Origin of the sequence: Pseudomonas kitaguniensis, assembly GCF_049199985.1 — a bacterium.
GTDB lineage: Bacteria > Pseudomonadota > Gammaproteobacteria > Pseudomonadales > Pseudomonadaceae > Aquipseudomonas > Aquipseudomonas kitaguniensis.
This window is the reverse complement of record NZ_JBLZPT010000021.1, coordinates 45,739-59,301: the sequence shown is the minus strand read 5'-3', so window position 1 is coordinate 59,301 and position 13,563 is coordinate 45,739. Positions and strand designations below refer to the sequence as shown.

The window sequence follows — 13,563 nt, the reverse complement described above, 5'->3', positions numbered from 1 at the left end:
GAGTTACAGATCGGCGGATGGATTCGCTACTATGTAGCTCAACCATCTTCAGCCGATCCAAGCCTGTGGAGCACCGAATGCCAAGCCAGAAGGACGTGGCCGCCGAAAGCGCCGCGCCGATGATTCCTGAACAGCGTCGCGAATTGATCTTGCGTCAGTTGCGCAAACAGCATGTGCTGAGTGTTCACCAGTTGATGGAGATGTTCGACTGCTCACACATGACGGTGCGCCGTGATATCGCGCTGCTTGAGCAGGAAGGCCTGGCCTATTCGGTGACGGGCGGTGTGCGCATTGCCAGCCAGCTTCACAGTGAGCCGAGCCACCAGGTCAAGGCCGTGGTCGAGTTGCCGCAGAAGCAAGCCATGGCCAAACTCGCGGCGCGTCTCCTGCGGGCGGACATGACTATTTATTTGGATGCCGGCACCAGCACCCTGGAGATCGTGCCCTCTATCAAACTGCTCACTGGCATGACGGTGGTGACCAATGACTTCGGTGTAGTGCAGGCGTTGATGGATGCACCGCATGTGACGGTGATCCATACCGGTGGGCAGTTGGACCACTCCAATCATTCCTGCGTCGGCGGCCTGGCAGTGGCGACGCTGCGTCAGGTGGTGACGGATATCGCCTTTATCTCGACCAGCTCCTGGGACCAGCGACGCGGCATCACCACTCCGTCGGCGCTGAAGGTGGAGGTCAAGCAGGTGGCGATGCAATCGGCGTCCCAAGTGGTGCTGGTGGCCAGCAGCTCCAAGTACGGCACGTTCAGCATGTATAAAATTGCCGGGCTGGAGCAGTTCGATGTGATCATCAGTGATGACGCACTGGCGCCTGCGGCGGCGGATGGGATTCGCAAGCAAGGGGTCGAATTGATGTTGCCGTCCGACCCCCCGCCGGCCTAACGCGGCTTTTCAGTTTCCTGCAGGAACTGCCCCAGTTCCTTGCTGTAAAACTTCGCCATGCTCGTAGTGCCGTGGCCACGGGTGTCGGCACTGGCGGGGATCAGTAACAGCCGTGCCTGCTTGAGTTCCTTCATCGACGCCTCCAGCCGTCCGGTTTCCGGTGGGTTGCGTTCATCGTCCGCCGAGTTGATGACCAGCACCGGCGCCTGGATTTTGTTCAGACCTAGGGCGGCGTTGTAGTCGGCGGAGGATTGCCATTGGTAGATGAAGTCATTGGCGTCGGCGGTTTGCGCGGTATTCAGGCGCTCATCCACCAGCTTGTCGGCCAGCGCTCGGGTCGGTGCAGCCGCTTGATAGGCGAGGGTACCGCCGTTGGTGCCAACGCTGAACATCGCGTTGGCCAAGCGCAGGGACTGCGGTTGCACGTTGTAGTTACCGTTGTTCCAGGCGGGGTCTTGCTTGATCGACTCCACCAGCAAGCGGCGCATCATCCAATTACGTGATGACATCTCGGTGGGTTGGGATGCCATGGGCACCAGCGCGTCCATCATCTGCGGCCAGGTCTGGCCCCACATCCAGGTTTGCATGCCGCCCATGGAGTTGCCGATGATCAGCCGCAGATGCTCGACTCCAAGGCCTTCGGTGACAAGCCGATACTGGGCTTGAACCAGGTCGGTGTAGTTGTACTCGGGAAATTTTGTGCGCAGGCCGTCGGAGGGTTTACTGGATTGGCCCACGCCGATGCCGTCGGTGGAAATGATGTAGTACTTGCTCGCGTCCAGCGGCTGGCCTGGACCGAACAGCTCGCCGCCAAAATCCTTGCTCAGCACATCGCTGCCTGGCCGGTAGGTCCCGTGCAGGTAGAGGATGGCGGGGTTCTTGGGATTGCCAAGGGTGATGTAGTGCAATTTGAGGTTGGCGAGTTTTTCACCTGTATGAAAGGTGAACTGTGGAACGATCCAATCTCCCTCGGTCGCGGCAGGTAATGGCGCGGCGCTGACGGCCGGGCCGATAAACGCAAGAGACAACAACAGCCCTATCGCGGGGCGTGAACTGAATCCATGCATGGGTATACCCTATTGTTTTTGTTTTAGGTGCCCCTGCACATCAGGGTGAGCAGGGGTTTATCACTTAGCGTGCCTTCCAGTCCCGTAACCATTGCAGCCCGGCTGAGGTAGCGCCTTTGGGGCGATATTCGCAACCGACGAAGCCGTCGTAGCCCAACTCGTCAATCAGCTCGAACAGGTAGGGGTAGTTTAATTCCCCGAGGTTCGGCTCGTGCCGGTCGGGCACGCCTGCAATCTGAATATGGCCAATGCCGTCGATGTCGCGTAGCAGTTTGACCGCCAGATCACCTTCGACGATCTGGCAGTGATAACAGTCAAACTGCACCTTTAAATTGCCTGCGCCGACCTCCTTGCAGATTGCGTGTGCCTGGTCCTGTCGGTTGAGGAAAAAACCCGGCATGTCGCGGGTGTTGATCGGCTCCAGCAGCACCGTCACGCCAGCCTGTTGTGCTTGGGCGGTCGCGTAAGCCAGGTTCTCCAGGTACACCGCGTGATGGCGCGCACGGTGCTGCTCTGAGGGCAGCAGGCCGGCCATCACGTGGATGCGGGTATTGCCCAGCACGGCGGCGTATTCCAGGGCACGCTCGAAGCCTGCGCGAAATTCGCGTTCGCGGCCCGGCAAAGTAGCGATGCCACGTTCGCCCTCCGCCCAGTCGCCGGGCGGTGCATTAAACAGGGCTTGTACCAGGCCGTTGTCGCTCAGGTACTGTTTGAGCACCTGAGCGCTGTACTCGTAGGGAAACAGATATTCCACAGCATCAAAACCATCGGCCGCGGCCGCTGCGAAGCGCTCCAGAAAAGCGTGTTCGGGGTAAAGCATGCTCAGGTTGGCAGCGAAGCGAGGCATGTGAACTCCTGGTCGAAAACGATCAGACAAAAGGCCAGATCAACAGGGTGATAAGGAAACCAAGCGTGCCGAGGAGGGTGGTGATCACCGTCCAGGTCCGCAGGCCGTCTGCCACGTTGAGGCCAGCCAACTTGGTGAAAATCCAGTAACCGGCGTCGTTGATGTGCGACATCGCCAGCCCGCCACCGCCCATGGCCAGGCACAGCAGCGCCATGTGGTTGGGCGTCAGGTTCAGCGTGGCGATCAGAGGGCTGATGATGCCTGCGGTGGTCACCAGGGCCACGGTGGTGGAGCCTTGCACGGCGCGCAGCAACATGGTCAGCAAAAAGCCCAGGGCCAGCACTGGCAGCCCGGTGGTACGCAGCAGGTCGGAGACCACCGCGCCGATCCCGGTGTCCACCAGCACCTTGCCGAACACGCCGCCGGCACCCGCAATCAAAATCACCATGGCCACACCCGGCAGTGCCGAGCCGATCACATCGGAGACTTGGGTACGGCTCCAGCCGCGACGGGAACCGAGCAGCCAGGCACACAGTAAGGTGTCAAGCAGTAGCGCCACCAAGGGCGCACCGAGCACGGTCATGATGCCGCGCAGGGTCGATTCGACGGGCAGTAATGAGGTCGCCAGCGTACCCAACAGGATCAATACGATGGGCAACAGGATCAAGCTGATGATCAAGCCGAAACCCGGCGCAGGGGCGGGCGGCAGCTTGGCCACGATGCTGCTGGTGGATTCTTCCAGGCCCATGTGCGAGATGGCTTGCGCATCCTGTTGCACATTCTGGGTGTTGCCATCCTGCCAGGCGCGCAGGTCGTCATTGGTGACGTGCGGGCCGTAGACTTCGGCGCGGATGTCATCGGCCATCGGGTAGAAGCGGCGCGTCATGCGCCCCGCCACGCGATAACCGACGTAGCACAGGAACGCCGTGAGCGGCAGCCCGAACATCAGCACCCGGCCCAGGTCGGCGCCCATTTGACTGGCGGCGGCGACAGCGCCTGGGTGCGGTGGCAGAAATGCATGCACGGTGAGCAGCGCTGCGCACATCGGCAACGCGAACATCAGCAGTGGTTTGCGTGCGCGGCGCGCCACGCCGTAGGCCAGCGGCATGAGGATAATCACCCCCACTTCGAAGAACACCGGCACGCCGATAATGAAACCGGCAATCGTCAAGGCCAGGGGCGTGCGTCGATTGCCGAAGCGTTCAATCAAAGTCTTGGCCAGCGCCTCGGCACCGCCCGACAACTCAATGATGCGGCCGATCATCGCGCCCAGCGCAATGATGATCGCAATGTGGCCGAGGGTCTTGCCCATGCCGCCTTCAATGGTGGCGACCAGATCGGCAGGTTTAACTCCCGCAACCAAGGCCACCATGATGCTGACCAACATCAGCGCCACAAACGGCTGGAATTTGTATTTGAGCACCAGGAACAGCAGCAAGGCTATGCCCAGGCCTGCGGTCGCCATCAGGATAAGCGGGCTCATGAGCGCGGCCCTTCATGGCGAACGCAGGACGGTTCTTTGTGGCTGCAAACGTCAACACGAAACTCGATAGTGGTCATGCTGGAAGGTCCTGTTGTTTTTATTGTTAAGGGTGTTGCAGGGGTAAACGGGCGCCTACCAGTGGGCGCCGAAAACGCTTTTAAGCTCGGCCAGGGCTGCGGCATCCAGCGGCGCCGGACGTGGGTTGCTCATCAGCCACAAGCGTGCGGTTTCCTCAAGTTCTTCGAGGGCGTAACTGGCTTTGGAGACCGAGCTTTCCCAGACCACCGGGCCCAAGCGTTCAAGCATCACGCCGCGGACGGTGTTGGCGAGGCGCGCGACTTGGTCCGCCACATCGGGTGCGCCGGGGCGTTGATAATTGATGAGGGGGATGTGCCCGACCTTCATCACCTGGTACGGCGTCAGCGGCGGCAGGATGTCGTCCTGGCGCCAAACACCGGCAAGCGTCAGGGCCACCAAATGCGTGGAATGGGTATGCACTACGCCACCCACACCAGGGTTGCGATCGTAGACCTGGCGATGCAGGGCCAGGGTTTTTGACGGTTTATCGCCAGAGACCCACTTACCCGTCAGGTCGACCTTGGCGATCAGCGCAGGGTCAAGGCGGCCCAGGCACGCATCCGTTGGCGTAATCAACCAACCGTCACCCAGACGCGCGCTGATGTTACCGGCGCTGCCTACGGTGTACCCACGCTGATAAAGGCTGTGGCCGACGGTGCAGATCTCTTCGCGCAGGGCGTTTTCGCTGCTCATTGCGCGCCTCCTGCCAGTTGCTTAAGGGCCTTGTCGAAAAAGTCCCTGCCGCCGAAATTGCCCGACTTGAGGGCCAGCGCCAGCGGTTCGGCAGTGTTGCTGAGGGTTGCGGGAACGCCGGGATCAATCTGCGCGCCAATCTGCAGCAGGCTCACGCCAAGGGCGGTGACTACAGCGCCGGAGGTTTCACCACCAGCGACCACGAAGCGTCTTACGCCGCCCTGGCGCAGGGCTTGGGCGATTTCACCCAGGGCGTTCTCTACCAACTCGCCGGCGCGCTCGGCGCCCAGTTGCTGTTGCACCGCCTTGAGTTCATCCGGCGGGCTGGTGGCATAGATCAGCACGGTGTGGGGGTTGCTCAGCGCAAAAGCCACGGCATCCGCCACCACCGGCTTACCCGCCGCCAGGGCCACAGGGTCGATGCGCAGCGCCGGTCGCCCGGCTTCTATCCAGGCAGCGACCTGCCCGTTGGTGGCAATCGAGGCACTGCCTGCCAGCACCACTTCGCCGCCGGGTACGATCGGCAACGAGGCTGGGTCGAAGTCGCGAAGTTTGCCGGCGCGGCGAAAGTTGTCGGGTAGGCCCAGGGCCAGGCCAGAACCGCCGGTTAACAGCGACATATCAGAGCAGGCACTGCCGAGGGTGTGCAGGTCTTGATCGCTGAGTGCATCCGCGATAGCCATGCCGACGCCTTGGGAACGCAGCTCAGCAATCCGCTAGCGTACGTTTGGCACACCTTTGGCGATGGTGTCGTAGCGCAGCAAACCCACCTTTTGTGAGGTTTGTGATTGCAGCACACGGACCAGGTTGGCGTCGGTCATCGCGGTCAGCGGGTGGTGCTGCATGCCTGACTCATTGAGCAGTTGGTCCTGCACAAACAAATGCCCGCGAAAAATGGTCCGGCCATTTTCCGGAAACGCCGGGCAGGCCAAGGTGAAGTCACTGTTCAGCGCGTTCAGCAGAGCCTCGCTGACCTGGCCGATATTGCCGGCGGCCGTCGAGTCGAAGGTGGAGCAGTACTTGAAGAAAATCTGTTCGCACCCTTGTGCGCGCAGCCACTCAAGCGCCGCCAGCGAGTCGGCCACCGCCTGTGCCGCCGGTACAGTACGCGACTTCAGCGCGATCACGATCGCATCGGCATCCAGCGTCGCAGCGACTTCATCGCTGGGAATACCGATGCTTTGCACAGTACGCATGCCGCCGCGTACCAGCATATTGGCCAGGTCGGTGGCCCCGGTGAAATCGTCGGCAATGCAGCCCAGCAAGGGGCGTGCGCTAGGTTGGTTCATGGGCAATCCTTATTCGGTTTCGGTCTTGGCCGTCGGGAGCTTGATGCCAGGGAAAATCTTGATCACCGCCGAATCGTCCTCACGCCCGAAGCCTGCACTGGAAGCCTGCATAAACATCTGGTGAGCGGTGGCAGACAACGGCAGTGGAAACTTGCTGACCCGTGCGGTATCCAGCACCAGGCCCAGGTCCTTGACGAAAATATCGACCGCCGACAGCGGCGTGTAATCAGCCTTGAGAATGTGCGGTACGCGGTTTTCGAACATCCATGAATTACCCGCGCTGTGGGTGATCACTTCATACAACGCATCGGCCTCAACGCCTTCACGCAGACCCAGTGCCATGGCTTCTGCGGCAGCGGCGATATGCACGCCGGCCAGCAGTTGGTTGATGATCTTCACCTTTGAGCCAAGGCCATGGGCATCGCCCAGGCGATAGACCTTGCCGGCCATGCCCGTCAGCACGTCATCGGCTTTTGCGTACGCCTCGGCTGGGCCGGAAGTCATCATGGTCATCTCGCCGGCAGCCGCTTTGGCAGCACCACCGGAGATCGGTGCATCCAGGTACAGCAACCCTGCGTTGATCAAGCGCTGGCCCAGGTCTACCGCGTAGGTAGGGGCCACCGTGGCGCAACCAATCACCAGGCTGCCAGGGCGCAAGGCGGCGACGGCGCCATGTTCACCAAACAGTACGGTCTCGGTTTGTTCGGCATTGACCACGACGGTGATGATCACATCGCACGCAGCAGCCATCTGGGCGGCCGAGCTGCACGCCACGCCACCTTCGGCTGTGAACTGCTGCGTGACGGTTTCGCGCACATCGCAGGCATGCACGTTGAAGCCGCTGCGCAACAGCGAGCGGGCAATACCCAGCCCCATCGCGCCTAAGCCGATAACACCAACATTTTTGTTATTCATGGAGGCTGCTCCGTACAAAGACTGCGGGTACGTGGGCGCCGCTGAGGCGCAGGCCATCGTGCAGATACAGGGAGGGGGAGTGAAGCGTATTTGCGGAGGAGTCGATCATCGTTGCCATCCTGTTTTGTTTTTTTGTCAGGGTGTCATGCCGGTTGAATGGATAATCTACCAATGATCGGATCATGTGAAGTTATTTTTTATGTTTAACATTATTTAACATCTGGCGGCCAACCACCTGTCAGCAGAACTGTGGCGTTTTTGCAGTAGAGAGATTGCCGATTAACAAAATAAAATTGTGCTTTTGAAAAATTCATATTGATTTTTTTAAAGTTTTGGCGGGCTTAGCATAAATCCACCGTCAAAAACCGTCGTGCAGCGAGCCCGGTGTCCGGCATCACAAACCCATAAAAATTGTTTTCGGAGTCCTGATGAGTCTTTCTCCTTTCCACCTCGCAATCCCTGTGTATGACCTGGCCGCCACACGTCACTTCTACGGTGAGGTGTTCGGTCTTTCCGAAGGTCGCTCCAGCAACCAGTGGGTAGACTTCGATTTTTACGGCCATCAGTTGGTCATCCATGAGCACCCCAAGACTGCTTCGCAGGAAAGCGTGCACAGCAACCCGGTAGACGGCCATGACGTACCGGTTCCGCACTTCGGCATCATTCTGGAGTGGGCGCAATGGGAAGCCCTGGCCGAGCGTTTGAAAGCGCGTGCGACCAAGTTTGTGATCGAACCTTACATTCGCTTCCAGGGCCAGGTCGGCGAGCAGGCCACCATGTTCCTGTTCGACCCGTGCGGCAATGCGCTGGAGTTCAAGGCGTTCAAGGATATGAGCCAGCTCTTCGCTAAATAATAAAAACCTGCCGCACGCTGAAACGTGCGTGAGGAAAACATAAATGAGCTGGAAGCTCATGAATCTAGCTACTGCTTAAAGCAGCCCTTTCATTCCAACAAAAAGGCTAGACATGAAACGTATTCCCTTAGTTTGGCAAATCGTTGCCGGGCTGTTGCTTGGCGTGCTTGTGGGTTGGTATTTCAATACCCACCCGGAAAATCAAGTATGGGTCAGTACCGAAATCCTTAAACCGCTCGGTGATATTTTCATCAAGATGATGAAGATGGTCGTCGTGCCGATTGTTTTCTGCTGCATGATCCTCGGCATTGCCGGTGGCGGTGATAACAAATCGTTTGGGCGCATGGGCGCAAAGTCGTTGATCTACTTCTTTGCAATCACCAGCCTCGCCATCGTGCTTGGCTTGTGCTTCGCCAACCTGTTCGAGCCGGGTAAAGGCACCGAAATCGCGGGTATCGCTCATAACGCGGCTGCCGTGCACATGGAGCCGTCGAAAGGCGCCTTGATCATCCTGCAAAACATCGTGCCCGATAACGTGATTGTTGCGATGTCGGAAGGGAAGTTGCTGTCGGTGCTGTTCTTTGCCGTGCTGCTGGGCATGGCGTTGAACACGTTGCCCAACGCCAAGAGCGCACCGGTTATTGCGGTGGTGCAAGGCTTCTCCGACGCCATGTTCAAAGTCGTATCGTTTGTCATGGCTTACGCACCGATTGGAGTGTTCGGCATGATCGGCGCCACCGTGGCGACCTTCGGATTTGCCTCGTTGCTGCCGTTGCTCAAGTTGATTGGTGTGGTGTACCTGGCGCTGATTACCTTTGCCTTGGTGATGCTCGGCGGCATGTGCTACCTGATCGGCGAAAACGTCTTCAAGTTGATCAAGTACTTCCGCGATGAGCTGATTCTGGCTTTCTCCAGTGCAGCCTCGGCGGCCGTCATGCCGCAGTTGATGACCAAACTGGAGGCCTATGGCGTGCCTCGGCGCATCGTTAGTTTCGTGGTGCCGGTGGGGTATGCGTTCAACCTGGACGGTGCGTCGATCTTTCTCGGTGTGGCGACGATCTTCATCGCGCAGCTCTATGGCATCGATCTGTCGCTGACTCAGCAAATTCTGCTGGTGGTGACGATGGTGCTGACCTCGAAGGGCGCTGCGGGTGTACCTGGGTTTGCCATCATCATTCTGTCGGCCACCCTGGCATCTGCCGGGCTGCCGCTGGACGGGGTTGCGCTGATTGCCGGGATCTTCCGGATCATCGACAGCGGCACCACCACCTTGAACGTGCTGGGTAATGCGATAGCCCCGCTGGTCATCGCCAAGTGGGAGAAGACGCCCCTGGAGCGAAAAAGCGCTGTAGGGGTCGAGCAGAACGCTTAATTGATCGGCCAGCGGTCCGTGGGCGTGCCCGGCACGGTCGCCGGTATGTGGGAGGCGCACAAACGCTTTGGCAAGCTCAAATGGGCGCAGCTGATCCAGCCGGACGGAAATCCCGGGCGCTTGAACAATGCCAAAGTCCGCACGGCGCATTGAACGCTTACGCGCATTTGGCAGAGGTTCATTCGGTAAGGTGGTCATCAAGGTGGCTTGAGCCCCACCAAAACCCACGCTCCAGGTCTGGTTCGTTGTTCAGCGCTGGCGCGTTCGTCTGTGTCAAAAAAGTCTAAAGCTAGGCGAGCGGTTCAAGTGGATTGGCATCGGCCTCGGCGCGCCTGAACGCCAGGATTGCATCCTCATGCACCGCTCCCCATTCACGCATCGCACTGATCAATGGAGCAAGCGTGTTGCCTAATTCAGTGAGCGAATATTCAACCTTGGGCGGCACCTCACGATAGATTTCGCGATGGATAACCCGGTCAGTCTCCAGCTCTCTGAGTTGCAAGGTCAGCATCCGCTGTGTCACATCGGGGATCAGCCGGCGCAACGCGTTGAAGCGCTTTGTTCCTGACATCAGATGGAACAGGATCAGCGATTTCCATTTCCCGCCAATGACATCGACTGTAAAGGAGACAGGGCAAGCGAATGCTTCAACTTCATTCTGGGGGATGCATTTTTTCACAGGAAATCTCATTGGTATAAAAAATGTGCCTACTGCACAAAAATGTGCGTACTTACGCATGTGTTGTGCTTACGCTAACATCATTCCGTATCGATCACTACGGAAATTCTGAAAATGAGTTTGTTGCTTTCCCCCCATGAAATAAAAGGCTTGAAACTGAAAAATCGCGTCGTTATGTCGCCTATGTGCATGCACATGGCTGCCGATGACGGCTTCGTTACTGAGTGGCACCGAGTGCATTACGGCGCTCGCGCTTTGGGTCAGGCGGCACTGATTTTTCCCGAGACGCTGGCAGTGCACGCCGATGGTCGTATCGGAGCCGGTGACCTCGGTATCTGGAGCGACGCGCACGTCGTCGGCTTGAAAGCGCTCACCGAACTGCTTCACGGCTTTGGTGCCAAAGCCGGTGCTCAGATCGGTCATGCAGGACGCAATGCTGACCTGCCCAATCTGATTCACATTGCGCCATCGGCTATTCCGTTCACGGAAACCAGCCCTGTGCCTCGCGCACTTGAGACTGACGAAATTTCAGGTTTGGTGAAGCTCTATGGCGATGCCGCACGACGCGCCAGTGAAGCGGGCTTTGATGTGCTCGAGATCCATGCCGCTCATGGTTATTTGCTGAATGAGTTCCTCTCCCCACTCGCCAATACCCGCGATGACGAATATGGCGGTGATGCCGAGCGTCGCTATCGTTTCCTGCGCGAAGTGCTGGAAGAAGTCAAAACCCATTGGGGCGATCGTCCTCTGTTCGTTCGTATCTCCAGCTCTGATTACGCCGAAGGCGGAAACACCCCCGAGTCATTCCTTGAATACGGTCGCTGGATGAAAGAGCAGGGCGTGGATCTGATCGACTGCAGCTCCGGCGGCATCAAGATGATCAAGGTTCAGACCTACCCAGGCTACCAAGTACCGGCCGCTGAGTTGCTGCGCAAGGAGCTGCATATTGCGACGGGTGCGGTGGGTGTTATCCAGAGTGGTCGTCAGGCCGAAGAAATCCTGCAAAACGGCCGCGCTGACCTGGTGTTTGTCGGGCGGCAAATGCTGCGTGATCCATTCTGGGTGCGTACTGCAGCAGATGATTTGAAAGAAGTCATTGAGATTCCTGCTGCCTACACGCGTTACGGTTCTGTATGGCTTGATACCAAAGCCTGAATGAGTCCGCGCCCCGAGCGGGCGGCGCGATTGTGCCAGTCCTCAATCCAGTCCAGTGATGCAGGAGCAAAACCATGAGCAAACCTACTTACGTGCACGAATACCAAGCCATCGCCGAGGTGCTGAACCAGTACATCGAGGGCTGCAAGCAAGCAAAAAGCAGCATTATGAAGCCTGCGTTCAATGAGCAAGCGACCATGTTCAGCGTCGATGGCGACGGTGAGCTGGCCGGCGGCGCAATTCCAATCCTGTTCAAGGGGATTGATGAGGGTTTTCGCCCATCTCCCGACGCACCGGCAGCCATTGTGCGCATTGAGATTGTCGGTACGGCAGCGAGCGCGCGCATCGACGCCAATGACATGTCAGGCATTTCCTTCACCGACTTTTTCCACCTGTTGAAAGTCGATGGCAAGTGGACAGTCGTCAGCAAGATCTTTCACACCCATGTCGCGCCTTGAACCTCTATCGTCCTTGAGTCTGCTGTAGCTGATTGCTTCCCGGCACTCAGCCATACAAATGGAAACGTCATGAAAACCCTTACCTCTGCTCTCGCTCTCACCGTCGTCACACTTGCGCCCGGTACTGCCTCCGCCGCCACGTACCCGGGAGTTGAGCACAACACGGCGAAACTCTTGCAATCGCTTGAAGGTGTCCCGACGCTGGACTCCATGACGCCGGTCGATGCCCGTGCTGCACTGGTGGGTGCCCAGGCTGCTGCCCAAGTGGCCTTGCCAGCAGCTGATGTCAGCGAAAAGACGATACGCGTCAACGGTAGCGATCTTAAGTTGACCATCGTGCGCCCGGTCGGTAGCCAACAGAAGACGCTGCCCGCGTTCATGTATTTCCACGGCGGCGGCTGGGTGTTGGGCGACTTCCCGACGCACGAACGACTGGTGCGTGACCTCGTGGCAGGCTCGGGTGCGGTGGCGGTCTTCGTCAACTACAGCCTCTCGCCAGAGGCGGCATATGGCGTGGCCACCGAACAAGCCTATGCCGCGACAAAATGGGTTGCCGAACATGGCGAAGAGATCAAGGTAGACGGCACGCGCCTCGCCGTCGCGGGCAATAGCGCAGGCGGGAACATTGCCGCCGTGGTTGCCTTGATGGCCAACGAGAAGGGTGGACCCGCACTGCGTTCGCAAGTGTTGCTGTGCCCGGTGACAGATGCCAACTTCGACACGCCGTCGTACAAGGAGTTTGCCAACGGCTATTACCTGACGAAGAACTTGATGGTGTGGTTCTGGGACAATTACGCACCCGACGCCGAGGCACGCAAGCAGGTTTACGCTTCGCCGCTGCAGGCGAAGACCGAGCAGTTGAAGGGCTTGCCGCCGACGCTGATCCAGACTGCCGAATTCGATGTCCTGCGCGATGAAGCTGAAGCTTACGGCCGCAAGCTTGACGCCGCGGGTGTACCGGTGAAGACGGTTCGCTACAACGGCATGATTCACGACTTCGGGCTGTCGAACGCGTTCAGCCATCTGCCGACGCCGCGCAGCGCAGTTGCGCAGGCATCTCAGGAACTAAAGACCCACCTGAGCAAGTAACTGCAAAAACAAAGCGCCCGCAAACCACTTGGAAACTGCGGGCGTCGTTACTGAAAACAAATCCTTATCTCACTGCGCGGCTGCCTGCGCACAGCAGATTCCATAAGCGTCTGCCGGGTTTTTTCGGTTGAGCATATTTCAACAATTACACGCCTTGTGAAGAGCGATTAAATGAAAATTATATCTATTAAGCAGTTGTTTTTTTTTGTCGTCTTGATTTCGAGCGTTGGCGCGCTGGCTCACGCAGACAACTCACCGAGCAATGCGCAAGTAGTCACTGGTAAAACAGTCAGCAAAGCTACCTATGTAGAAGACTATCAAGCTATCACCAAGGTGCTTAATACGTATATTGAGGGTTGCAAGCAGGCCAAGAGCAGTATTATGAAACCCGCTTTCAATAAACAGGCGACGATGTACAGTGTCGGTGCCGATGGCAAGCTGGAAGGCGGCGCGATTCCAATCCTGTTCGAGGGAATTGACAAGGGTTTTCGCCCATCTCCTGACGCGCAGGCTGCTATTACCCGTATTGAAATCGTCGGTAATGCCGCGAGTGCCCGCATCGACGCCAACGGCATGTCAGGCCTCTCTTTCACCGACTTCTTCCAGCTGCTGAAAGTAGAAGGCAAGTGGACGGTCGTTAGCAAGATTTTCCAAACCCATGACGCGCCTAACGAGTAAGGGCAGC

At 58.3% G+C, this 13,563-nt stretch carries 13 protein-coding genes and 2 pseudogenes; 8 read left to right on the top strand and 7 right to left on the bottom strand.

From position 1 onward, the window contains the following. The first annotated feature begins 77 nt into the window (after positions 1-77). Positions 78-899, top strand: coding sequence for a DeoR/GlpR family DNA-binding transcription regulator (locus tag ACOZK9_RS21670; protein WP_122249530.1), 822 nt, complete (start codon positions 78-80; stop codon positions 897-899). On the opposite strand, the gene ACOZK9_RS21665 is transcribed toward ACOZK9_RS21670, so the two are convergent. The 6 genes and pseudogenes from ACOZK9_RS21665 to ltnD form a co-directional block, all read right to left on the bottom strand. Beyond that, on the bottom strand, positions 896-1,966 hold the full coding sequence (locus tag ACOZK9_RS21665) for an alpha/beta fold hydrolase (protein WP_421556540.1): 1,071 nt from the start codon (positions 1,964-1,966) through the stop codon (positions 896-898). The genes ACOZK9_RS21670 and ACOZK9_RS21665 overlap by 4 nt on opposite strands. Positions 1,967-2,030: 64 nt before the next feature. Then, positions 2,031-2,813, bottom strand: coding sequence for a 2-oxo-tetronate isomerase (gene otnI, locus ACOZK9_RS21660; RefSeq protein ID WP_421556539.1), 783 nt, complete (start codon positions 2,811-2,813; stop codon positions 2,031-2,033). A gap of 22 nt (positions 2,814-2,835) precedes the next feature. Beyond that, positions 2,836-4,296, bottom strand: a complete 1,461-nt coding sequence (locus tag ACOZK9_RS21655) for a GntT/GntP/DsdX family permease (protein WP_122249533.1) — start codon at positions 4,294-4,296, stop codon at positions 2,836-2,838. Between the two features lie 132 nt (positions 4,297-4,428). Continuing rightward, positions 4,429-5,067 carry a 3-oxo-tetronate 4-phosphate decarboxylase gene (otnC, locus tag ACOZK9_RS21650; RefSeq protein WP_421556538.1) on the bottom strand — a complete coding sequence of 213 codons (639 nt, stop codon included), beginning with the start codon at positions 5,065-5,067 and terminating at the stop codon, positions 4,429-4,431. Then, positions 5,064-6,356, bottom strand: a pseudogene (gene otnK, locus ACOZK9_RS21645) (3-oxo-tetronate kinase). Before otnK ends, otnC begins: the two are co-directional and overlap by 4 nt. A gap of 9 nt (positions 6,357-6,365) precedes the next feature. Next, entirely contained in the window at positions 6,366-7,271 is a 906-nt protein-coding gene (gene ltnD / locus ACOZK9_RS21640) for an L-threonate dehydrogenase (RefSeq protein ID WP_421556537.1), read from the bottom strand. A gap of 428 nt (positions 7,272-7,699) precedes the next feature. Between ltnD and ACOZK9_RS21635 the strand changes: the two genes are divergently transcribed. The 3 genes and pseudogenes from ACOZK9_RS21635 to ACOZK9_RS21625 all read left to right on the top strand — a co-directional run. After that, a complete protein-coding gene (locus ACOZK9_RS21635; RefSeq protein ID WP_099237726.1) occupies positions 7,700-8,125 on the top strand; it encodes a VOC family protein in 426 nt (141 codons plus the stop codon). A gap of 112 nt (positions 8,126-8,237) precedes the next feature. After that, positions 8,238-9,497 (top strand): cation:dicarboxylate symporter family transporter, encoded by a 1,260-nt coding sequence (locus ACOZK9_RS21630; protein ID WP_421556536.1) that lies wholly within the window; start codon positions 8,238-8,240, stop codon positions 9,495-9,497. Next, positions 9,498-9,599 (top strand): annotated as a pseudogene (locus tag ACOZK9_RS21625) (gamma-glutamyltransferase); the annotation flags it as partial. 187 nt (positions 9,600-9,786) lie between these two features. On the opposite strand, the gene ACOZK9_RS21620 reads toward ACOZK9_RS21625, so the two are convergent. Continuing rightward, positions 9,787-10,176 (bottom strand): winged helix-turn-helix transcriptional regulator, encoded by a 390-nt coding sequence (locus ACOZK9_RS21620; RefSeq protein WP_172979602.1) that lies wholly within the window; start codon positions 10,174-10,176, stop codon positions 9,787-9,789. Between the two features lie 114 nt (positions 10,177-10,290). On the opposite strand from ACOZK9_RS21620, the gene namA reads away from it, so the two are divergent. From namA to ACOZK9_RS21600, 4 genes are all read left to right on the top strand, one after another. Next, positions 10,291-11,331 carry an NADPH dehydrogenase NamA gene (gene namA / locus ACOZK9_RS21615; RefSeq protein ID WP_122249351.1) on the top strand — a complete coding sequence of 347 codons (1,041 nt, stop codon included), beginning with the start codon at positions 10,291-10,293 and terminating at the stop codon, positions 11,329-11,331. Between the two features lie 74 nt (positions 11,332-11,405). Next, complete coding sequence (locus ACOZK9_RS21610; RefSeq protein ID WP_122249352.1) at positions 11,406-11,789, top strand: nuclear transport factor 2 family protein; 384 nt, start codon at positions 11,406-11,408, stop codon at positions 11,787-11,789. A 69-nt stretch (positions 11,790-11,858) separates the two neighbouring features. Continuing rightward, the gene (locus ACOZK9_RS21605; RefSeq protein ID WP_152748728.1) at positions 11,859-12,878 is read left to right on the top strand and encodes an alpha/beta hydrolase; all 1,020 of its coding nucleotides are present in this window, start codon (positions 11,859-11,861) and stop codon (positions 12,876-12,878) included. A 213-nt stretch (positions 12,879-13,091) separates the two neighbouring features. Then, a complete protein-coding gene (locus ACOZK9_RS21600; RefSeq protein ID WP_421556561.1) occupies positions 13,092-13,556 on the top strand; it encodes a nuclear transport factor 2 family protein in 465 nt (154 codons plus the stop codon). The last annotated feature ends 7 nt before the right edge of the window (positions 13,557-13,563 follow it).